Raw genomic sequence first — 21,558 nt, 5'->3', positions numbered from 1 at the left:
GAAATCAACACAGAATCTTAGCGCTTGGGCCAAAAGCGAAGGCCCGACTTGCGCTTTAATGCAATCACTTAGAAAAAGCAGCTAACTAAAGCAGTTAAAGCAGAGCCGATCTGCGACGAAATATTTCATGATATTTTTAGTTTATTTAAGGCTTAATTTTAAAAGCTGATTAATACCCGCTTGTATTCTATACTAAATCTACTTTATCCTTCAATCTCATCTTCTTCAGGTGGTCTTACAAAATCTAAAACTCTTCTCTCTTTAGCTTCAAAAGACTTAAAATTCACTTTTGCTTCTCGCAAAGAAATTGAATTCGGTCCTCCATCATCATCAATATGCTCCTCCTGATAAAAATCTTTATGCCAAAAACAAACTGGGCAGATCGTTGAAACCGCATCCTTTTCGATCGTAAAAAAACCACAACAAGCACATTTAATTTTATTTTCTGTATCCATTATTTATTCCATGTATCAACTTGTCGTCGGCAATTAACAGCAAACCAGTTAGCTACTTGCCTGGACTTAAAGGTAGCAACAAATCTATTTATTCCCCACAGGTCTATAGGCGCGCGCAAGCGAGGAAATGGCGAATTCCGATCAATAAGTAATACCTTCTAATCTTTAGATAGATGAAAAAGAACCACCTATTTCGAAATGAGTTCGGCACTGCTCATGGTCTTAATAATAAATCTACTGGTCAACTCCTTTTCTTCAGGAAACTGACAATCAAATTTCATGGTATGTTTTCCAGCTTTCAGGCTTGGAATAGCTTGTTTTAAGCTAATTTCTTTAACAAAACCACCTTTTTTGTTGTACATTTTAATGCTGGTTCCATCACAAACAACAGAATTTCCGGCTTCATATTCGCCAGGTAGTTCCAACTTGAAATAACCATCAATTTCAATCCATGGGTTACTGATGCTTCCCTCTTTACCCATAAAGGTTAAGGTAAAATTTAAGGGCTGCTCCGCTTCTTTATTTGTAAATTCCCATTTAGAAAAAGTAGGCTCTCCTGGTTGAAGATCCTTTTTCTCATGCTCAAATTTGTATTTCTTGAACGGGTAGAGTTTCCAGTTTTCGTTTGTTTTTTCGAGATGAAAATCGTTCTCCGGATTTTTCAATCGGGTAATCTGATCGGCAGAGAAAATTTTTGATCTGTAGGCTTCCTGCCAAAGCTTAACTAAAGCAAGTAACTTGCCAGTATTCGGATTTTTCTGAAGATTTTTATATCGTGCTACCAATGCAAAGCCTGCGTTGTAACCCGCAGCCCTGGCCATCATCCATTCAATACCTTCTTCGGTAGTGGTAGAGGAAAGCAAAAACCATCCCAACATATTGGGCATATAATTACGTTCGAGAAACGGTTGGTTTTCTAAACGATAATCGCCCTGAGATTCGCGGAATCCGCCATACCAAGGCTCTCACCAGTTCCAGTAATGGCAAAGGTGCCAGTAGTAGTGATAAGAGCGGCTGGTTCCGTTTACCAGGGTATGTTTGGTATCCTTAATTACCTTATCAGCAAAAATCTGCATCCCATAATCGCCTTCACCTGCCGATAAACAACCTTCATGTCCACGCTCAGAGATGGAAATGCCACCACCATTCCAGCAGATTACTTACCTAAAGATTATCAGGCACCATTATTTAGGACAGAAAATACCAATAACTCCAACACACTACCAAAGAAATAAAACTTTATTACCTCCGGGCATAATATATTATCGCAACAAAAAAAGCCCTATTAGTAGTGGCTTTTTTTGTTTACACTGTAGCCAAAGCCCTCCTCATTCCCGAAAAGCAGACTTCTCACTATGTTCTTAAAAAATTAAGAAATCGATAAAAAAGAAGAAGAAAAACAATTATTGGGATCGATATCAGCGTATCGGCATTTTTTTTGTAGCGAAACAAGTATGAAAAGGAATGATATAATCAGTGCGCTCTTAGGTATGTTGATTATGGCCATCACTTATTGGCTGCTGTTTTACAGGCTCTCCTCTCCTAAAGAGCATAAAGAAGTTAGAATATCCTCCTCAACACCACGATTAAAAAGCTTAGAATAATTATTCCTTATTGGTCTTTATTTGGTGAAGTCTTAAATTTTATTTTAAGCATGAATGGTTTTTGAAAAAGAGCTATAAATACCTGCTAACCGCACAGAAAAGAGACATGAAGATACTTTTGAAAAAGAAGAATTTTATTACAGGCCTAAACCAATACTGGTAAAGAACTAATTTTAAAGATTGTGGGGTTTAACCACAGATGCACACAGATTTTTATAGCGGTGTGCATTCTTTTTATCTCCTGAAGATTGGAAACATCTATGTTTAAATTATATCTACCTGTGCCGGGGGCTTAAATAATGGCATTGCGCATGCTGCTGTAAGGATTATGGTTCAAAGCATTTAATACAGTCGGGATGCTTTGAAAACCATATATTTCCGATTCTCCAGGCAAACAGCTATGTTGCCTAAAGCACCATTAATGACCTAAATGCTGAAGAAACAGATTAAGATCGCCGTCTTTCCCTAAACCTAACTTTTGTTTAATCCGGTAGCGGCTCATGCGCACGCTTTTGGCTTCGATATGCATCAACTGGGCAATTTTTTTGGTATCCATCTTCAGGTGCAGGTAAGCACAGAGTTTCAGATCGAGTGCAGTGAGTTTTTGTTGTGCCTGTTGATTTAACAGAGAGAAAAATTCTGGATGTACCTGTTGGATCTGAAATTTTGCTTCCTCAAAATCGTTATCCAAAAGCAACTCTTCATTCCAGATTTTATTAATATTCAGTTGATGGTTGTCACTAAATTTTTCCTTGATCTGAAAAAGCATCTCTTTTTTATGTTCCAGCTGCAATTGGCTGGCCATTACTTCTTTCTGCAACTGTTGTTGCTGACTTTCCAATAATTGCTGCTCAGCTCTCAGCCTTGCCCGCTCTTCTTTTTCGAGTTTCATCTGCAATTCAGCATCCTGTTTTTCCAGGTGCAGCTGTTTTTCGCGTTGTAAGGAATATCTTAACCTAAAATGGTAAGACCTGAACATGAATATTAGCCCCAACAGCGAAGCAATGGCAATACCAATGTACAGGTACTTTTGCTGCTGCGCATATTTTTCGCTCTGCTTTAACAGCTTTACCTCATTGTTTTTTTTTTCAGTTTCGTATTGTACTTCTAGTTTTTGGGCATTCAAAGCCTGCTTCTGATCAAAGAGTTTACTGTTGTATGCTGTTGCTTTTTTCTGAAACTCAAGTGCCTTTGCGTAATTGCCATTTTGCTCATAAAAGCTGGATAATGCCATTACAATATTGATCAGTGTGTAGTAATATGGCGCTTGCTGGTCTTTCATCATACTGTAAGCCTCCTGTAAATACCCTTCAGTCATGGCTGTATTTTTATCTCTTTTGGCGTATTCGCTCAAAATACCCAAACTGCTCGCCCTAACCTCTTCCCCATTCAGTACTCCTCTCATTACCTCGTTGGCCATATTTGCGTACCGAATGGCATTTGCTTTCGCAGCCTGATCTGTATCAGGGAAGTATTTCAAATAATAATCTGCACTATTGATGCAAGCCATAGCGTATGTTTTTCTGGCAACGTATTGAGGGTACTGTTTATAAAGATCTTGCACTTTATTTAAGTAGTAAATAATGCTATCCCGCTGTAATTCTCTTTTAGTTGCTACAAAATTGTAATCAGCAGCTACCGACAGCGCAATATAACAGTTACTCAATAGGTTATAGTCGGTAGTTTTAAGTGCACTTTCAGTGGCCTTTTGAGCATATTTATTTACATTTTTTACATCGTCCCACCTCGTATTCAGTGCATATAACTGGTAATATATTTTAGCAGTAAGATAAGGATCGTATTTTTTATCCAACATTTTAAGCCCCATCTGGCAATACTTAGTTACCAATTCATTATTGTCGATAGCATTGTAAAATAAAGCTTGTGCGTAATAAGCATAAGCTAAGGCAATAGGCTGTTTTGCCTGTTGCCCAATAGAAAAAGTGGTATCGCTTGTTTTTTTCAGCAAAGCAAACTGCTTCGTATTTGCATAAACATTAACCAGCATGGCATATGCTTTTGTGGCTTCGGTAGCGTTTTTGAGTTTTATTGCCAAACTTACACTTTGTTGCGCCTTTACAATTGCGGCTGAATAGTTTGCATTAACCCTATATCTTTCTGCCAACTGCGTAAGCAGGGCTGGTTTATCCTTCTCACTTAAATTATCGAGCGCTGTACTATCCAATAAGCTTTGCGCCTGGGCCGTATAACAACCTATAACTATCCCAATCAAGAGTAATATGTTTTTAAAAACCAGATACTTCATATCGTAAAATTAGTATAAAGATTGGAGCTTGGGTAAAATTGTAGACAAAAGCTGAAAACAACTAAAAAACATAAAACACTAACTAACAATAACTTAAGAATACCTGTAGATGTATTGTAGACGTTTTATTAAAACACAGTAGATGTTCTGTAGGTGGCAAATTCTTTTAGATGATGATGATTAGCCTCAAATTTGACCTAAATAATTTTTCAATCTAAAAACATTAAATCATGGACAACAAAACCCTTTCAATCATTTCTTACATCACCATTATTGGTTGGTTAGTAGCTTATTTTATGGGAAAAGATAAAGCTGATACCTTGCTTAAATATCACTTGAGACAGTCGTTAGGCCTGGCGATAGTCAGTATCATTTTCAATATTGCATTTACCATTATTGCCAGCATAGTACCTAGTTTATCATTCTTGGGCCTTGTTGGTTATGCTTTTATCATTCTATGGATTATGGGCATTATCAATGCGGCCAATGGTGCATTAAAACCTGTTCCACTTATTGGTAAATGGTTCGAAGACAAATCTTCATTTGCTGGTAAATATTAAAAAGAAGCTTATGCGCCTCAACATCAAAAATGTCATGCTAATGGTGATGGTCCTGACCATCACCGCATGCGAATTTTCGTTTAACACGCCCGAAGAATATTTTGATCGGGCAGCATTGAATACCAATGGGGTATCGCGCTTTGGCACCTACTATTTTGAAGGTTATCAAATTTATCTCAAAAGCGTAACCGGCCCTGGTAAAGTAACCAATTGCGAAAAGTACCTGCAGAATGCGATTGCCAGCGCTGAAAAGGACTTGGAGAAAGTAAAAAAACTAAAGCCTACGGCCAAAACAGAAGCTATGTTAAATGCTTCTAAAGACTTGTATACTTATGTTTTAGCCAGTTACAAAACAGAACACCTGCAAGTAGCCAAGATGATAGATAACCATGAACCTGAGGATAAGATTAATGCCGTATTAGTTAAAGTGGATACCAAAAGCTACGACATATTTATTAAGAAATACGAGAAGCTATGGAAACTTGCAGATGTATATGCTAAAGAAAACGGAATTGAAGTAGAAAAGATGCCCTTTTAGTTACTGGGATATATTCAATCAATCATTCGTCATTCCCTCATTCAATAGTTCACTATGATACAGAAAATTGAAAACCGTATAACCGCATTTAATCAAGTAGCAGGCCCGTACAAGCAAATCTCTTTCCATGATGCGGCTACAGCAGCTGAAATGGAACAGCTAAAAACTTACTTCGAAATTCCTGTCCCAGCAGATTTAGTATCCTTTTACAGCCAACTGGGCAGCCTTAAACCCTATGATGATGAACTTTTTGCGTTAAGCATCGATTCGGCCCAAAGCTTAATAGAAAGTATAAACCATCAAAACAAATGGTACCGTTGCCAATCGCTCGGAATAGTAGATTACATTAAATTTTGCTGGATAAACGATAGGCAGGAACTGGAAGAGGATAATTACTTAAACAAAGCGCAGTTGCATTATTTAAACAGCAACTATAAATGTTTTGGCCTGTACCGAACCAATTGGGGGTTTGAAGAAGCCGATTACCTGTATTTTGATAGCAATGGAAATTTCGGAACGGTGCGTTACCATCAGGATAATATATCTGATTTTTTAGACCATTACCTGATTCCGCTAACCCATAAGAGTTTGGCTACCGAAACCTTCGAAGCCATAATGCTGCGCATTATAGATCAGTTACAGGAAGGCCTTTTGGCTAACCGGAGGGAACTAGGGGAATAAAAAAACATGTGGAGCGACAGATATAATTATTACAATATAAAAAGTGATAGGGAGTATAGCCAAAAAGTAGAAACTGAAACCGCAATAGGTGTGCTGTTGCAGACAGGTAATTTTGTACAGGATGATAACAAAACTTTAAGCAACGCAGATCATTTCCCCTGGATTAATATTACACTGGTAGAAACAAAAGACGGGGATTTTGTTTCCTCAACTAAAAAAATAGACTTAATCAATCTAATCGCGATTGTTTGTGCCAAGGGCACAGATATAGATCAGATTTATACGAATGCTTTATTAGAAGTAGCCGAAAAATTAAACTGGAAACCCTATTTAGAAGCAGATGATGAGGGAAATCAAGATGTAATAATTAACCCTTTACTAAATAAAACTTAAAAGATGCAAACATTGAAACATTTCGAACAGCAAGGCAATACCTATACACTTAAGGTACAAAAGGGTCTGTTCTACATTATTGCCTTTTTTTCGCTGGCAGCCATTATAGCTATCCTGATTTATAGTACCAGTAAAGCTAACCCTTTATACATTGCTTTTTTTGTGTTTGTAGGTGCAATGGCTATACTGCGCGCAACAGCAGTTTTAACTTTCGATAACCATAACCGGGAGATACAGCGCAAGGTTTTCTTTTTCAGTTCGCCTACTAGTTATAGTTTTGATGACTTTGATCATTTCCTGATCTCAAAACAAAAAAGCTATTTTATTACGGTTGCTATACAGGCTATTTTGGTGATGAACAAAGGCAATAAAACAAAGCACATTTTATTGTGGCAGAGTTATTTCACAGCAAAACCCCTGCAAAGGCTGAATGAAGAAATAAGTGAAATAATGGGATTACCCTCGTAATATATATTCAATGACAAAGCAGGTAACCATTAACTGGTGCCGTTAAAATGGGTCGAATAGCTATGGGTAAATGGACAGGTTAACATATTAATAAACAAGTACAATAAGAACCACATCAACATGTCAATATTCTGGAAACTATTCTCGCTATTTTATGCAATCCCTTTCCCAATGATCATCTATTATGGTATAAAAAGTGATGACCCGCCAAATCTGGCAGAAGCCAACCCATTACTGGCCCTGGCTTTACTCAGCCTGGCCATTATCCTTTGGGTGGTTTTATTAGCAGGCTATTATAAAAGCTGGATATTAACAGTCTTTGCGGTCGTAAAAAAAATTGAGCGTCTTAAAAATACAGGGATAAAATGCGAAGCCGTGATCTTAAGCCAGATCGATAAATCGGTTCCAAATGCAGGCTACAATACCTACGTACTTAATTTATCTTTTAAAAATTTTGTTGGTGCGTATATAGAACAAAAACTTACAGTTAACGATACCAAGCCTCAGGAGCGTAAGTTCGAGGAAGGAAATAAGGTAGAAGTTATTGTTAACCCAAATCCTAAAGATTATCCGCTTGTTATACTCTCTACCTTCGAAGCCAATATTAAGAAGTCTGTTATACTATTGTTCCATGCGGGCTGGTTTGCTATTTTGGCGCTCGTTGCAGGTTATTTTTACTATGCTTACCAAACAGAGAACGAAGGAATGGGCTGGCGCTTTGTTACCTGTTATCATCCCATTGTTACCTGCGCAGCAATGCTATTGTTCAATAATATCAATATTATAGAAAAGCTGTTTGGCTATTTGGCGCATCAAGATCCACAAAATGATTTTTTAATTAAATATAATGGATTGCCCGCAAAAGCAGCATTAATCAGCTCATGGCAAACCGGCACCTATATAAACGAACAGCCTATGGTGGCATTCGAACTCGAATTTACCGATCACAACCACCAAAAACATGGCATTACGATAAAAAAAATAGTAGACCTGTTAGACTTAGGCAGTACCCGGCAAAAGGAAATAGCTATTTTTTACCTGCAAAAAGACCCGAAACAGATTGCATTTGCCAGCGATTTAAACGAACTAAACGTTGATTTATGAAAGCACTAACCTTATGCGTTGGCCTGTTAACCGGCGTTTCGATATTATGTGGCTGTAAACAAGTAAGAAATAGCATCGACAATACCTTTAACCCAAGTGAGGCCGCTATAAAAAAACAGGCACAGAAACCGGAACAAACAAATGGTTCTACTGTAACCACTACCAGGAGCAATATACAGCTGCAAAACCATGATGTAATTATAAACGGCGATGCGGTGAACATGATCGGAATGCAAGAAAAAGCCGCTGCACTTTTCAAAAATATAGATGCGATACAAAAAAACAATAAAGCTAACCCCAGCGCCGAAATGCAGGAAAAGGTAAACGAGTTTTTGAAGGATGTAAATCTTCAAAAAATAAGGGAAAAGGCAAACCGCAAGAAGAAGGATTAAGTTGGTGCCAGGAAAATTTCCTTTGGCAACGGATTCACTAGTTAGCGATAAACACCTATACAAAATGACAGCATATAACCTAAAAGTAGAAAGTGGAAAATTAAGTTTCCAGCCCAAACGCGATTACAAGGGGAAAGTTTTATTTTTTGCAGGGGTAGCCGCAGCCATATTTATAGTGGTACCCCTGCTTAATCTTCATCACGATACCAAATGGGCAGTAATGGCCATTGGTATGGTGGCTACCATTACAGCGGTATACGATTTTATATTCCACTTTAATGTTACCTATATTTTTGATGAATATACCCGGCTGGTGTACCGAAAAATCCCTGGCTTATATATGCGTAAAATAATGGGGCTCGACGATATCCATATCATTCATATACAGGAAGATGGCCTGCTGCATTATGCCCTATCGCATAAACAGAATAAATATGGCAAAAGTTTCGCCATTAGTCAGCCATTTGGCACTAACCGTAAAAGTGAGATCAGGCAAGAGGCATTTGAAAACGAAGTTTTAACTGAAATAGAAAAATTTACCAGAGGTAATGGAAGATCATAATTAAAATTAAGCGCCTACCTTATGACACAACAAAATTTATTAGCCTTATTGGGGTTACCCGTAACCGATCCAAATATCATCAGTTTCTTTGCGCAACGCAACCTGGTACTTCCACAGTCGGTGCCAATTATGAAACCCAATAGCACCACGCCCCTTGGCATCAAAAATAGTGGTGGCTTAAATGATAAAGAATGGGGATTTTCCTGCCATTTCAAATCAGAGGTCTTAAATGAAGATTTCCCAGTGCTTAAAGAAGGAAAAAAATACCTTCTATATCTAACCCAAATTGTTTTTGACGGCAAGCTCTACCAAAAGCGGCAACGAAAAGAACCCGATAGCTTTTGGAATGTTAGTCCGCCACCTGATAGCAGTTTGGAAAGCATCGAAAACCATTTCGGTAAATTTGATCAGAGCAAAAAATACCCAAGCATATACTTCCCATTTAATAAGCATGTAGATATCATTGTGAGTCTGATATCTACAGAAAATAGGCTCAGTGGTTATTTTGCCGCTGTAAAAGAAACTTACGAATTGTATCACGCCACAGAATTTGATCGTAAGTGGAACTACGAAGTAAACTTAATTTTAATGGTAATAAAATGGCTAAATGACCATCATTACCTGATTAACCATGTGCAGCCCCTAACAAATAATGTTGATAGTGTATTGACGTTTGTACAAACCGCATTAAACAGCCATTTATGGGAAAGCCAATTAATACAAAACGAACAGTTGCGTAAATTTATGCTTAGCTCTTTTGACTCGAAGTATGGTTTAAAAAATAAATTTTATGCCTTGTTGAGGCAACTGGAGCATTACGAAAGCCTTGAATGGGCAGAGCAAAAACAATGGGTGGCTACTATTTCTTTTAATGATGAAACTTATGCCGCATTTTATACCGCTATGAACCAAAGTTTTGAACAATACAAAATATTAAAATTAAATAAGCAGTAATGAACTACCAAATAAGCAAAGGACTGTCGATATTCTCGATCATTTACATGCTGTTTTTCGCTATCCCATTCCCTATGTTGTTATATTACAACATCAAAAGCGAGAACATGCCCAACCTGATGGACAGCAATCCATGGTATTCGCTTACTTTGCTTGCCATATCTATCTTGTTATGGACTGTATTGTTAATTGGTTATTACCGGAAATGGGTAGTCCGTCCCTTTTTGGTCAAACGGAACATAGAAAAACTTAAAACCACCGGCGAACCGCGTGAGGCCAAGATATTAAAATCGGCGAAAATCTTGAAATCAGGAGCAGCTTACGATAGCTATGGACTTACTTTGCAGTTTAAAAACCTGGTGGGCAGCACTATTACTCAAAAAACTGATGTAAACGATTCAAAACCCTACGAGCGCCGCTACGAAGTTGGTAAAACCGTTGGTATCCTATTAGATAAAGAAGTAAACAAAGCCCCTTATTTTATTTTTGCCACTACAGAAGTAAGCATGAAGAAAATGATTATTGTTCTTACTAACCTGGCCTGGCTAAGCTTTGCAGCCATTGTTGTTGCTTATTATGTTTATTCTTATCATTCGGAAAGTGAGGGCATGGGCTGGCGTTTTATGAGTATTGGCCATCCTTTATTAACCTGTGCGTTTACGCTGCTACTTTACCGTATTTTCGGAACTTTTATCCTCAGAAAGTTTATCGGCAAACCTGATAAATTGTTCCTGATTAAATTTAAAGGTACGCAGACTAATGCCCGACTATTAAAGGCTTACCAAACCGGAACCCACATCAACGAGCAGCCCATGATCAATTTTGAACTCGAATTTGCAGATCAGTTTTGCCAAAAACACAGGGTAAATATCAAAAGGATTGTAAATCTGCTTGATCTGGATATCACCAGGCAGGAATATGTTTCTATTTTTTACCTCAAAGAGGATCCGCAGCAAGCTGCTTTCGAGAAAGATTTAAATCAAGTTGAAGGAGAATTCTGATGAAAAACATAAAGCAATTTTATAGCCTAATTGTACTGCTCAGCTTGCTCGGTTTGAGCTGCAAACAGGTTACAAAAAGTATAGATGAAACCTTTCATCCAAACGATTCTTTAGCTAAAAAGTATAACCAGGAAAACAGCTTCGGCAAACATGGAGCATATACCAGCACCACTAAAACCACCACTTCTACACAGCATCTGCAGAACAAAACGGTTGTGATTAATGGCGATACAATTAATACCTCAGAAATGCAGGGTAAAGCAAAGGCACTTTTTGATGATATTGAATTGTTGAAACAAAAGCAAACACCAGCTGACAGCAAGGAAATCCAAAAAAGAGTAAATGAATTTTTAAAGGAAATGAAACTCCCGCAAACCGTAATAAACGATATCGGCGCAGAAAAACCTGCAATAAAAGTAAAGAAGGGAATATTAAATGCTGCAGAACTTAATAATGCCCAAGAAAAACTGAGGAGACTGCCGCAGTACCGCAACAAAGAAATTGTAGTGTACGAGTCTGTCCATTTTTACGATGACGGATCTATCAATCTGGCACTACAGCACCCCAGCAACCCGAAATATGTAGATGCCTACCAATACAAAGATGGTAACTGGTCTGCACCCAAACCCGTATTGGCTAGAAACATTGAACGTAGAATATTTCCCTTAAATAAAATGAGTTTTGCAGATGCGCATAAAGTAGTGCAGATTTATAATGAAAAAGCCGCTGAGGTTGAAGGTGCAAAACCAAGCACTTCAGTATATATTTCTATTTGGGATAACGGTATGCGGTGGTTTCCTGGAAACATAACGGGTACGCGTGAACGGTATGATATCCAGTTTAATAATGATGGGACTTTGAAAAGCTTTAGGCAGGAGTGAAAAATAGGAATGGGATGATCTTATTCCTTTTGTGAATCACCACTTTAACAAGCCTCAAATAATTTGTTGATCAAAAGAACAATTCTAAATAGCAGATGCTGCTTAGCTTAACATATACTTTAATTTCCGGAAACATAGCCAATGTAATTTTGCCTCAAACGGAAAACAAAAATTATGAACAAAACATTATTAAAGCAAAAGGCATTAGCCCTTGCTGTTGCCGCATTCGTTACTTCGGCAGTTGTGATCAGTGCCTGTAAAAAGAATAATGAGGCAGAAAACCCAGAGATCACTCCTATTACACTTAAAGATTACTCGGTAAACCATTCATTGGTAAAAGCCATGCCCGGTTTCGAAAGCCTGAATATTACTACGCTGATCAGCTCAGATGATGTACTGGCAGAATCACCAAATTTTATATTTGGTGCACAACCTGACGGCGCCGGAATTATTAAAAATCCAGCTGGCGAAGGTTTTATTATGATCAATAACCATGAAATTCTTCAATCGGTATCGAGAGTATACTTAGATAAAAATTTCAAACCTGTAAAAGGAGAATATATTGTAGATTCTGATGGCGGTATGACCCGTTTATGTTCTGCTACAATGGTAACTCCAGAAGAACATGGCTTTGCTAAACCAGTTTTCTTAACTGCCGGAGAAAGCGGCGCAGAATCGATGATCCATGCCATCGATCCACTTGCGGCAGCAGATAAAAAGAACAAACAAAGAACAGTTAGTGCACTGGGTAGATGGAGTGCAGAAAACGCAGTGCCACTTCCCAAAGCATCGTATGCTGGCAAAACCGTTATCATGATTGGTGAAGATGAAACCGATGGGCAATTGGCCATGTACGTATCTAACACTCAAGGCGACCTGGAAAACGGAAAGTTATATGTTATGAAACGCAGCAATAACGATCCGATTGAAACAAACATGGACAAAGGACAAAGCTATGATGTGGAATTTGTAGAACTTGATAACGTAAAAAGCAGTACAGGTGCACAATTACAGCAACAAACAATCGATAAAAAAGCTTTAATGTTAGCCCGCGTAGAAGATATCGATTACAGAAAAGGCAGCGCAGCAAACGGACGCGAAGTATATTTTACTGCAACCGGTGTTAGCCAGGGCGATAAACTTACACCAGTAAGTGGAAAAACCATGTGGGGCCGTGTATATAAACTGGTATTGGATGCAAACAATCCATTAAAAGGTAAATTAGAAGTTGCCGTTGACGGAAATGACAACCCTGGAAAAAGTATTGTAAATCCAGATAACCTTTGTGTAACCGAAAACTACGTGTACATCCAGGAAGATGGAGATTCGTTCTACAAAAACAACGACCATGATGGGACCATCTGGCAATTTGCGATGGCTTCAAAATCGTTAAAACCGATGTTACAAATGAACCACCGCAGAACAGACGCGACCTTTAATACTAAATACAACCCATCAAACAGCGTACAATTAAGTAGCTGGGAATATGGAGCAATGTACGATATCTCTGCACTGACTGGTATCCCCGATACATTCATAGTTAATTTACACCCGCACACCTGGACAAGCGATAAATACAAAAATGCCGATGGTGGTACAACAAGATTGGTAAATAATAACGAAGGTGGACAAGTCGTAATTGTTCGCGGCGTTTCTAAATAACTTAAATTACCTCTTTATCCCTTTCGGCAAACGCTGGAAGGGATTTTTCTATTTTATTTCAACTCCTGCCCAAGCATGTCTAGCCTTAAAAAAATTATCTTTTTCGTTGTACTTATTACCTTCACTACCTTGTTGTCCATTTTCTGCAAGACGGAAAACAGGTCAAATACAGAATGGATAAAAGCAGATTTTGACCGACAGCTTATTGAATTTCAAAGTATTGTTGACCAAAAATTATCGAAGGCTGTTCAAAACAGGAATGAAAAAGCAATTAAACAATCTTTTTTACAGGCAAGGATAAAATACAAACAGCTGGAGTATTATATCGAATATTTTTTCCCTTCGACTTCTGTTCTGCTTAACGGTGCACCAATAGATGAAATTGAACTTGGCGAAAATCTCATTGAGAATCCAACGGGCTTTCAGGTAATGGAAGAAATTATCTACGAAGCCCCAACAACTGAAAACCGAAAAGAATTAGGGAATGAGGTGAAAAAAATGCAGCTCAACCTGCAACGTGTTAGCCGCTTTAATGAACAGTACCAGATTACCGATGCACAATTATTTGACGCTATCCGTTTAGAAATTTTCAGGATTACCAGTTTAGGCATTACTGGTTTTGATACCCCAAACGCCTTACAATCGATACCTGAAACGGCTTCGGCACTACAGGGAATAGCAAACGCACTGGCAAAGTATGAAAACGACGCATCAGATAAATTGATACCTTCAGCGATAAGCTACCTCGATAAAAATACCGATTTTGATCATTTCGATCGTTTGACTTTTATAACTGAATATCTTGATCCGATCAGCAAACACATCAATTTACTCCGTTTAGAAAAAAAAGTACCAACTGCCGCCAGCGGCGGCGCGCTTCGCGACGATGCAACAAGTATGTTCCAGGTAAACGCTTTTAATGTAAACAAATTTGTAGGCAACAGCACCTTATTTATCAATGAAGATAAAATTGCACTTGGAAAAATCTTGTTCAATGATGCGGTACTTTCTAATGGAAATAATCGGAGCTGCGCCAGCTGCCATCAACAATCACTCGCCTTTACGGATGGTTTGGCCAAAGCAGCAGGAATTACAAAAGGAGAATCGCTACTGAGAAATACACCAACTTTAGCTTATGCCGGGTTACAGCGCGGATTCTTTTATGATTTAAAAGCAGGAACCCTAGAAGATCAGGCACTTGATGTGGTTCATCATAAACAGGAAATGAATGGTTCATTAACACAGGCCGCAACGAGAATTAATTCATCAAAAAATTATCTAACCTTATTTCAAAAAGCTTATCAAAATAAAACTACGAAAGCCGATCCATGGAAAATCCAGCATGCATTGGCATCTTATATCCGTTCGTTATCTCCGTTTAACTCCCGATTTGACCGCTACATGCAAGGAGATAAAAAACAGTTAACTCAAGAAGAAAAAGAAGGTTTTAATCTTTTTATTGGAAAAGCAAAGTGTGGAAGTTGTCATTTTGCACCTTTATTTAATGGTACCCAGGCACCTCTCTTTATTAAAAGTGAAGCAGAAGTTTTAGGTGTGCCCGTTAATACTGATACCTTAAAGCCTAAAATAGATTCCGATCTGGGCCGATATGCCTTATATGCCTACCCACAATATCAACATGCATTTAAAACTTCAACTGTAAGAAACATCACCAAAACAGGTCCATATATGCACAATGGTGTTTATAAAACCTTAGCGCAGGTGATGGATTTTTATAACCAAGGTGGTGGTGCAGGCATGGGAATCAATGTTAAAAACCAGACTCTATCTGCCGATAAGCTGAACTTAAGCAAATTGGAGATAAAACAGATTATTGCATTTTTAGGCACACTGGAAGATCGTCCATAAATAGCCCTCGTTTGCAACGAAGAGGGGAATCGTCATTGCGAGAGGGCTTTTTCAGCCCACGAAGCAAGCTTAATGCGCACGCTAGTAGCGTGCGCATTAAGCTTGCTTCGTGCCTCGCAATGATGACTTTTCTTTAGAATACATCAATGGTAGTTCATCTCAGGATCTTATTGCCAGACAGATATTACGCCTTACAACAAATCCTTCAACACTACCCAAACGTTTTCGGCAAGAATCTTATCTCCTTCGGCAGTTGGGTGTATGCCATCGGCCTGGTTTAATGTAGGAACACCACCGACCTTATCCAATAAAAACGGGATCAGGGCCATTTGGTTTTTCTTTGCCAGATCAGGAAACATGTTTTTAAAGTCGGCAGCATATTTGGCACCCATATTAGGCGGAACCTGCATACCAGCCAACACCATTTTAGCATCAGGGTATTTAGCTTTTACACGATCAATAATCGCCTGAAGGTTCTTAATCGTTTGCGATACAGGCAACCCACGCAATCCATCATTGGCGCCAAGTTCGAGCACGAAAATATCTACGCGCTGTTTAAGCAACCAATCTATCCGTCCTTTTCCGCCAGCAGAAGTTTCGCCACTTAAACCACCATTAATTACTTTGTAAGGCATTTGTAAAGAATCGATCCGATTTTGGATCAATGCCGGGTAGGCTTCCGTTGGGTCGAGTCCATAACCGGCTGTTAAACTAGTACCAAAAAAGAGGATGTTCTTCTGCTCAGTAGTCACGGAAGCTGTTTTTTGGTCAGTCGAATCTAAAGTTTTATCGGTATTGCTTTTATTTTCGCGGTTTCCGCAGCTCAGCAGTACAAGGCTCAAAACAAATAGCCCCATTAATCGTTTTCGTAACATATCTAATTAATCTATATCTAATTATTGTTTAAACCATTATCTTAACAGGCAGTACCTCGTTATGTTTGGCCACAATCTATACGCAAACCCTAAAAATTCAGCTATTGGAAAGCATATTGAACATCCGAAATGTAAGCAAAATTTACCAAAGTGCCGGACGGGAACTGACCGTTTTGGACAACATTAATTTTTCGATTGCAGCTGGCTCAACTGTGGCCATAACTGGTCCTTCGGGAAGCGGAAAAACAACCTTACTTGGTTTATGTGCCGGATTGGACAGGGCCAGTAGCGGAACAGTTGAGCTGAATGGTATTGCCTTAGAGAAGCTAAATGAAGATGAAAGGGCAGCTGTTAGAAATCAATATGTGGGTTTCATTTTTCAGAACTTTCAACTGTTGCCCACTTTAACCGCACTCGAAAATGTAATGGTACCTTTAGAATTGAGGGGAGCAAAAAATATCCGCTCACATGCATTGGAACTGCTGGATAAAGTTGGCCTGGCCGACCGTTCGCACCACTATCCTGTACAATTATCAGGTGGCGAACAGCAGCGCGTTTCGCTGGCAAGGGCATTTTCAAATCAACCTGCTATTCTCTTTGCAGATGAACCTACCGGAAACCTTGATGCAGAAACCAGTGAAAAAGTAATCAAATTGCTTTTTGATTTAAACAAAGATGCCGGAACTACCTTGATCATCGTAACACATGATCTTGAACTGGCTGCCAGAACGGCAAGGAGCATTAAAATTAAAGGCGGCGTAATCATTTCAGACGAAAACCCTACTTATGCCTAATAACCTCCCAAAACAATCTATTAAGTTTTCGTGGCTGTTTAAAATGGCCTGGCGCGATAGCAGGAAAAACCGTGCACGTTTATTGCTCTTTATCTCATCCATTGTTTTGGGTATTGCAGCCCTCGTTGCGGTTTATTCGTTTAAAGATAACCTTCAAAAAGACATCGATGCACAGGCAAAGGAACTTACAGGAGCCGATCTGGTTTTAGATAGCCGGAAGGGCGTAAGTAAAGCGATGCAAAAAATGCTCGATACACTTGGCGATGAACGATCGCAGGAGAAAACCTTTGCTTCGATGATCTATTTCCAGAAAGGCGGAGGTAGCCGCTTGGTACAGATGAAAGCGCTGGAGGGAAATTACCCTTATTATGGCACAATAGAAACCATTCCCCTAGCTGCAGCAAAAAACTTTCAATCGGGAAGAAATGCATTGGTAGATCAAACCCTGATGCTGCAGTTTAATGCAAAAGTTGGCGATTCGGTAAAAATAGGCGATCTCAATTTCAATATACTGGGCACTTTAACCAAAGCCCCGGGCCAAACCGGTATTGGTGCAAGTATAGCACCTACCGTTTATATTCCATTACAAATCCTCGATAAAACCAATCTGATTAAAACCGGAAGCCGGATCAACAATAAATTCTATTTCAGGTATAACGATCCGTCCAAAATAGATGAATGGGTTAAAAAGCAGGACAGCAAATTAGAAAAAGAAGGCTTTGATGCCGATACGGTTGAATCGAGAAAAGAACAGACCGGAAGATCGTTTAAAGATGTAAACCGTTTTCTGGCCTTATCTGGTTTTATCGCTTTGCTGCTGGGCTGTGTTGGTGTAGGTAGCGCTATCCATGTGTACATTCAGGAAAAACTAAGCGCTATTGCTACCCTGAGGTGTTTAGGATTAAAATCGCGTCATGCCTTTTTAATCTACCTTGTCCAGGTCTTTTTCATTGGCTTAATTGCCGCTGTTTTAGGGGCTGTTCTAGGTACGGGAATACAGTTCTTGCTACCTTTGGTACTAAAAGATTTTCTACCGATCGAGATCACCATGCAGATTTCGTGGCCTGCAGTTGGCCAGGGTATTTTATTGGGGCTAATCATCTCGATCCTTTTTGCCCTTCCCTCACTCCTATCCGTTAGGAGAATTTCGCCATTAAATGCCATCCGGATATCTTTTGAAAAAGCAACTGGAAAAAGAGATCCGCTAACCTGGTTGGTATACCTGTTTATGGCGATCTTTATTATGGCTTTTACGCACTTGCAGATGAAAACATGGATACAAACGCTGGCTTTTACCGCAAGTATTGCCATCGCTTTTGTGCTGTTGATTATCCTGTCTAAAATATTGATGTTTCTGGTGAGAAAACTCTTACCCAATTCATCCAGTTATTTATGGCGACAGGGCTTTGCCAACCTTTATCGACCGAATAACCAAACCTTGATGCTTACCGTTTCTATAGGTTTATCAACCGCATTTATCTGCACCCTATTTTTTGTTCAGGGGATCTTAATGAGTCGCGTTACGCTTTCATCAGGCGCCAACCAGCCCAACATGGTGATGTTCGATATTCAGAACACACAAAAAGAAGGACTGGACAGTTTAACTAAAGCTTTCAAATTGCCGGTAATGAACCAGGTACCCGTAATTACCATGCGCATTGAAGAAATTAATGGAAAGAAAGCCAGTGCTGACACCAGTAACAGAAGGGCTTATCGCAACGAAATCAGGGCTACGTATCAGGATACTTTAACCGCAGCGGAGAAAATTACATCGGGCAAATGGACCGGAAAAATAAAACCTAATGAAACGGTTTATATTTCACTGGATCAGCGTTATGCCCAACAGATCCATGTTGAATTGAATGACAAAATTCTTTTTAATGTGCAGGGTATGATGATCCCAACAGTTGTTGGAAGTTTGCGGGAAGTAAACTGGAGCAGAATGCAGACCAATTTTAGGGTTGTTTTTCCAACAGGGGTATTAGAAGAAGCACCACAATTTCATGTATTGATGACCAGGGTACCATCGGGCGAAGTTTCAGCTCGTTTCCAGGGAGAAGTGGTGCAAAAATTTCCAAATGTTTCAGTCGTCGATTTAGATCTGGTATTAAAACTCTTAGATGAGCTGTTAAGTAAAATCGGTTTTGTAATTCAGTTTATGGCCGGCTTTAGCATGGTTACCGGTTGGATTGTTTTAATATCTTCGGTATTAACCAGTAAAAACCAGCGGATAAAAGAAAGTATTTTGTTACGTACAATGGGTGCAAGTAGAAAGCAGATTTTAGCAATAAATGCGATCGAGTATTTCTTTTTAGGTGCTTTTGCTGCAGGCGCCGGATTAATTTTAGCCATAAGCGGAAGCTGGGTATTGGCTAAATTCACTTTCGATGCAGCCTTTGTGCCTCCATTGGTACCAACCTTATTGTTGTTTGGCTCAATTGTATCGCTCGTGGTAGTTACAGGTGTATTAAGTACAAGAAGCATCCTAAACCAACCGCCGTTAAAGATTTTAAGGACGGAGAGTTAAGCGGTGAGCGAGAGGTATTAACCGCCGAGCAAATAGAGAAAGGCACAGAGAAAACAGAGCAGTATATTGATTCTGATTCCGTGGTTCGTGTCCTCACGAACCACTGCGTTGCATCGTTACCGGCTTTTTCTTTGATACTTGTAGCCACAGAGCTGACGGATCTTTAACATGACACAAATATGAGGCTTAAATGTTATCTCATTGCCTTTCAAGCTATACAAGCTCAACAACGGATTAAAACAATCTTACAAGTTTTACTAATAATTGATACTTTTACGATTATGATCAGATTAAACAACGATACCCCTAACGATATTCTGCAAGATGTAAAAATTGGCGATATGGTAACCGATACTTTTAGCAAAACCGGCCTGGTAGAAAATATAGAGATTAGCGACGATGGCCTATACCGGGTTTACGAGTTTCATCTCGTTACCGGCAGAACCATTACCGTTAAAAAGTAAAAAGCGCTAAAAAAAACGAAAATTAGCCACGACCTGTCCCGATTTTCGGGAGATAAAAAGGATAGGCACAGATAATATTAAAATCAGTGTTTATCTGTGTGCATCTGTGTTAAAAACTACATTTAATCACATTACCTAAGCCCTAACCAAATGTCATTACTTATCCTACTCTTCGGCATCCTGATGCTTTTCGTGCTGATCTTGAAAAAGATCAACCCAATGATTGCCCTAATTGCTGTAGCAATTATTACAGGCCTTTTATTAGGCATGCCAGCTACAAAGGTAATGGCTTCTATCAGCAATGGCATTGGCAGTACATTGGGCAGTATGGTAATGGTTTTAGCGCTCGGTGCGATGATGGGCAAATTAATTGAAGATAGCGGATCGGCAAAAAAGATTGTTTTCATATTGATCGGGGCCTTTGGCAAAAAGAACATTCAATGGGCAGTGCTGTTAACCGGTTTATTGGTGGGGATTCCTTTGTTTTACAATGCAGGTTTCGTGGTGTTAATCCCATTGGTTTTTGCCATTTCTGCCACAACAGGACTATCAAAATTATACATCGGCATCCCGATGGCCACAGCCCTTTCGGTAACACATGGTTTTTTACCGCCTCACCCTGGCCCGGTTGCTTTAGCGGGCATTTTCCATGCCGATATTGGTAAAACACTAATTTACGGTTTAACTTTAAGCGTACCTATTGCGGTTATTGCCGGAATCTATTTCCCACGGTTGATGCTCAAACGCGAACAATCGGTAACTGTTCAGCACTTCAGTATCAACGAAGAAGAAAACCTTCCTTCCGCTTTAAGAAGTTTCACTACCGCATTGTTGCCAGTATTCTTAATCATCGCCGGAACCATAGGAAGCAGTTTCAAAATAGATTATATCGGTAAACCGCTGTTTATATTTTTAGCCGATCCTACCGCTGCCTTATTAATTTCGGTTATTATTGCTTTAGCGGTTCAAAAAACTTCCATTACAAAAGCAATGGAATCGTGCGCTGAGGGTGTTAAGAGTGTTGCCATGATTATCCTCATTATTGCAGCAGGCGGCGCCTTTAAACAGATTTTGATCGACAGTGGTATGGGCGAAACCGTAAAACAGCTTACTGGCGGTCTAAATTTATCGCCATTATTACTCGCCTGGCTAATCACCGCGTCGCTTAGGGTAACCCTGGGTTCAGCAACTGTGGCCGCATTAACCGCTTCGGGTATGGTACTCCCTTTAATCGGCCCCGGAACACCTCCAGAGTTAATGGTTTTATCGGTTGGCGCAGGGAGTTTGATGTTTTCTCACGTAAACGATACAGGTTTCTGGATGTTTAAAGAATACTTTAACCTAAGCCTGAAAGAAACTTTCAGCACCTGGACCATGATGGAAAGTTTGGTTTCTATTTTAGGGCTTATTGGGGTTTTAGTATTAAACCAGTTTGTGTAGCAATTCCGTCATTTCGAGGGGTAATTTATTTTATAAAAATCAATATTAATGACAGGAGAATTTAAGGA

At 39.2% G+C, this 21,558-nt stretch carries 22 protein-coding genes; 18 read left to right on the top strand and 4 right to left on the bottom strand.

The window, feature by feature from the left end; genetic code table 11:
• Positions 1 to 203: 203 nt before the first annotated feature.
• On the bottom strand, positions 204 to 455 hold the full coding sequence (locus tag J7E57_RS24455) for a CPCC family cysteine-rich protein (RefSeq protein ID WP_215131722.1): 252 nt from the start codon (positions 453 to 455) through the stop codon (positions 204 to 206).
• Positions 456 to 643: 188 nt separating this feature from the next.
• Positions 644 to 1,342, bottom strand: coding sequence for a hypothetical protein (locus tag J7E57_RS24450; RefSeq protein ID WP_215131720.1), 699 nt, complete (start codon positions 1,340 to 1,342; stop codon positions 644 to 646).
• A gap of 225 nt (positions 1,343 to 1,567) precedes the next feature.
• Here J7E57_RS24450 and J7E57_RS27320 point away from each other — a divergent pair, with 225 nt between their 5' ends.
• A complete protein-coding gene (locus J7E57_RS27320; protein WP_262897906.1) occupies positions 1,568 to 1,690 on the top strand; it encodes a hypothetical protein in 123 nt (40 codons plus the stop codon).
• A gap of 787 nt (positions 1,691 to 2,477) precedes the next feature.
• On the opposite strand, the gene J7E57_RS24445 is transcribed toward J7E57_RS27320, so the two are convergent.
• Positions 2,478 to 4,325: a hypothetical protein gene (locus J7E57_RS24445; protein ID WP_215131719.1), complete on the bottom strand. Its 1,848-nt coding sequence runs from the start codon at positions 4,323 to 4,325 to the stop codon at positions 2,478 to 2,480.
• A 230-nt stretch (positions 4,326 to 4,555) separates the two neighbouring features.
• Here J7E57_RS24445 and J7E57_RS24440 point away from each other — a divergent pair, with 230 nt between their 5' ends.
• From J7E57_RS24440 to J7E57_RS24380, 13 genes are all read left to right on the top strand, one after another.
• Positions 4,556 to 4,885, top strand: coding sequence for a DUF4870 domain-containing protein (locus J7E57_RS24440; protein ID WP_215131718.1), 330 nt, complete (start codon positions 4,556 to 4,558; stop codon positions 4,883 to 4,885).
• Between the two features lie 10 nt (positions 4,886 to 4,895).
• Positions 4,896 to 5,423, top strand: a complete 528-nt coding sequence (locus tag J7E57_RS24435; RefSeq protein ID WP_215131717.1) for a hypothetical protein — start codon at positions 4,896 to 4,898, stop codon at positions 5,421 to 5,423.
• Between the two features lie 54 nt (positions 5,424 to 5,477).
• The gene (locus J7E57_RS24430) at positions 5,478 to 6,104 is read left to right on the top strand and encodes a hypothetical protein (RefSeq protein ID WP_215131716.1); all 627 of its coding nucleotides are present in this window, start codon (positions 5,478 to 5,480) and stop codon (positions 6,102 to 6,104) included.
• Positions 6,105 to 6,110: 6 nt separating this feature from the next.
• Positions 6,111 to 6,497: a hypothetical protein gene (locus J7E57_RS24425; protein WP_215131714.1), complete on the top strand. Its 387-nt coding sequence runs from the start codon at positions 6,111 to 6,113 to the stop codon at positions 6,495 to 6,497.
• A gap of 3 nt (positions 6,498 to 6,500) precedes the next feature.
• A complete protein-coding gene (locus J7E57_RS24420; RefSeq protein ID WP_215131713.1) occupies positions 6,501 to 6,965 on the top strand; it encodes a hypothetical protein in 465 nt (154 codons plus the stop codon).
• A gap of 171 nt (positions 6,966 to 7,136) precedes the next feature.
• The gene (locus tag J7E57_RS24415) at positions 7,137 to 8,069 is read left to right on the top strand and encodes a DUF3592 domain-containing protein (RefSeq protein WP_215131712.1); all 933 of its coding nucleotides are present in this window, start codon (positions 7,137 to 7,139) and stop codon (positions 8,067 to 8,069) included.
• A complete protein-coding gene (locus J7E57_RS24410; protein ID WP_215131711.1) occupies positions 8,066 to 8,461 on the top strand; it encodes a hypothetical protein in 396 nt (131 codons plus the stop codon). The genes J7E57_RS24415 and J7E57_RS24410 overlap by 4 nt, the downstream gene beginning before the upstream one ends.
• A gap of 64 nt (positions 8,462 to 8,525) precedes the next feature.
• The gene (locus J7E57_RS24405) at positions 8,526 to 9,023 is read left to right on the top strand and encodes a hypothetical protein (RefSeq protein ID WP_215131709.1); all 498 of its coding nucleotides are present in this window, start codon (positions 8,526 to 8,528) and stop codon (positions 9,021 to 9,023) included.
• Between the two features lie 21 nt (positions 9,024 to 9,044).
• Positions 9,045 to 9,977, top strand: coding sequence for a hypothetical protein (locus J7E57_RS24400; protein WP_215131708.1), 933 nt, complete (start codon positions 9,045 to 9,047; stop codon positions 9,975 to 9,977).
• Positions 9,977 to 10,978, top strand: coding sequence for a hypothetical protein (locus J7E57_RS24395; protein WP_215131707.1), 1,002 nt, complete (start codon positions 9,977 to 9,979; stop codon positions 10,976 to 10,978). Before J7E57_RS24400 ends, J7E57_RS24395 begins: the two co-directional genes overlap by 1 nt.
• On the top strand, positions 10,978 to 11,859 hold the full coding sequence (locus J7E57_RS24390) for a hypothetical protein (protein WP_215131706.1): 882 nt from the start codon (positions 10,978 to 10,980) through the stop codon (positions 11,857 to 11,859). Before J7E57_RS24395 ends, J7E57_RS24390 begins: the two co-directional genes overlap by 1 nt.
• Before the next feature lie 174 nt (positions 11,860 to 12,033).
• Complete coding sequence (locus J7E57_RS24385) at positions 12,034 to 13,521, top strand: PhoX family protein (protein ID WP_215131704.1); 1,488 nt, start codon at positions 12,034 to 12,036, stop codon at positions 13,519 to 13,521.
• Positions 13,522 to 13,596: 75 nt separating this feature from the next.
• Positions 13,597 to 15,390: a cytochrome-c peroxidase gene (locus tag J7E57_RS24380; protein ID WP_215131703.1), complete on the top strand. Its 1,794-nt coding sequence runs from the start codon at positions 13,597 to 13,599 to the stop codon at positions 15,388 to 15,390.
• 191 nt (positions 15,391 to 15,581) lie between these two features.
• Here the strand turns inward: J7E57_RS24380 and J7E57_RS24375 are convergent, their stop codons facing one another.
• On the bottom strand, positions 15,582 to 16,265 hold the full coding sequence (locus J7E57_RS24375; RefSeq protein ID WP_215131702.1) for an arylesterase: 684 nt from the start codon (positions 16,263 to 16,265) through the stop codon (positions 15,582 to 15,584).
• Positions 16,266 to 16,369: 104 nt separating this feature from the next.
• Here J7E57_RS24375 and J7E57_RS24370 point away from each other — a divergent pair, with 104 nt between their 5' ends.
• From J7E57_RS24370 to J7E57_RS24355, 4 genes are all read left to right on the top strand, one after another.
• The gene (locus J7E57_RS24370) at positions 16,370 to 17,059 is read left to right on the top strand and encodes an ABC transporter ATP-binding protein (RefSeq protein ID WP_215131701.1); all 690 of its coding nucleotides are present in this window, start codon (positions 16,370 to 16,372) and stop codon (positions 17,057 to 17,059) included.
• Positions 17,052 to 19,586: an ABC transporter permease gene (locus J7E57_RS24365; RefSeq protein ID WP_215131699.1), complete on the top strand. Its 2,535-nt coding sequence runs from the start codon at positions 17,052 to 17,054 to the stop codon at positions 19,584 to 19,586. The genes J7E57_RS24370 and J7E57_RS24365 overlap by 8 nt, the downstream gene beginning before the upstream one ends.
• Positions 19,587 to 19,867: 281 nt before the next feature.
• Complete coding sequence (locus J7E57_RS24360) at positions 19,868 to 20,050, top strand: hypothetical protein (protein ID WP_121282208.1); 183 nt, start codon at positions 19,868 to 19,870, stop codon at positions 20,048 to 20,050.
• Positions 20,051 to 20,200: 150 nt separating this feature from the next.
• The gene (locus tag J7E57_RS24355) at positions 20,201 to 21,490 is read left to right on the top strand and encodes a gluconate:H+ symporter (protein WP_215131698.1); all 1,290 of its coding nucleotides are present in this window, start codon (positions 20,201 to 20,203) and stop codon (positions 21,488 to 21,490) included.
• The last annotated feature ends 68 nt before the right edge of the window (positions 21,491 to 21,558 follow it).

It is taken from the genome of Pedobacter sp. ISL-64, from assembly GCF_018613605.1.
Taxonomy (GTDB): Bacteria; Bacteroidota; Bacteroidia; order Sphingobacteriales; family Sphingobacteriaceae; genus Pedobacter.
Note: the sequence above shows the minus strand (reverse complement) of the source record. Positions and strands in the feature narration are given on the sequence as shown.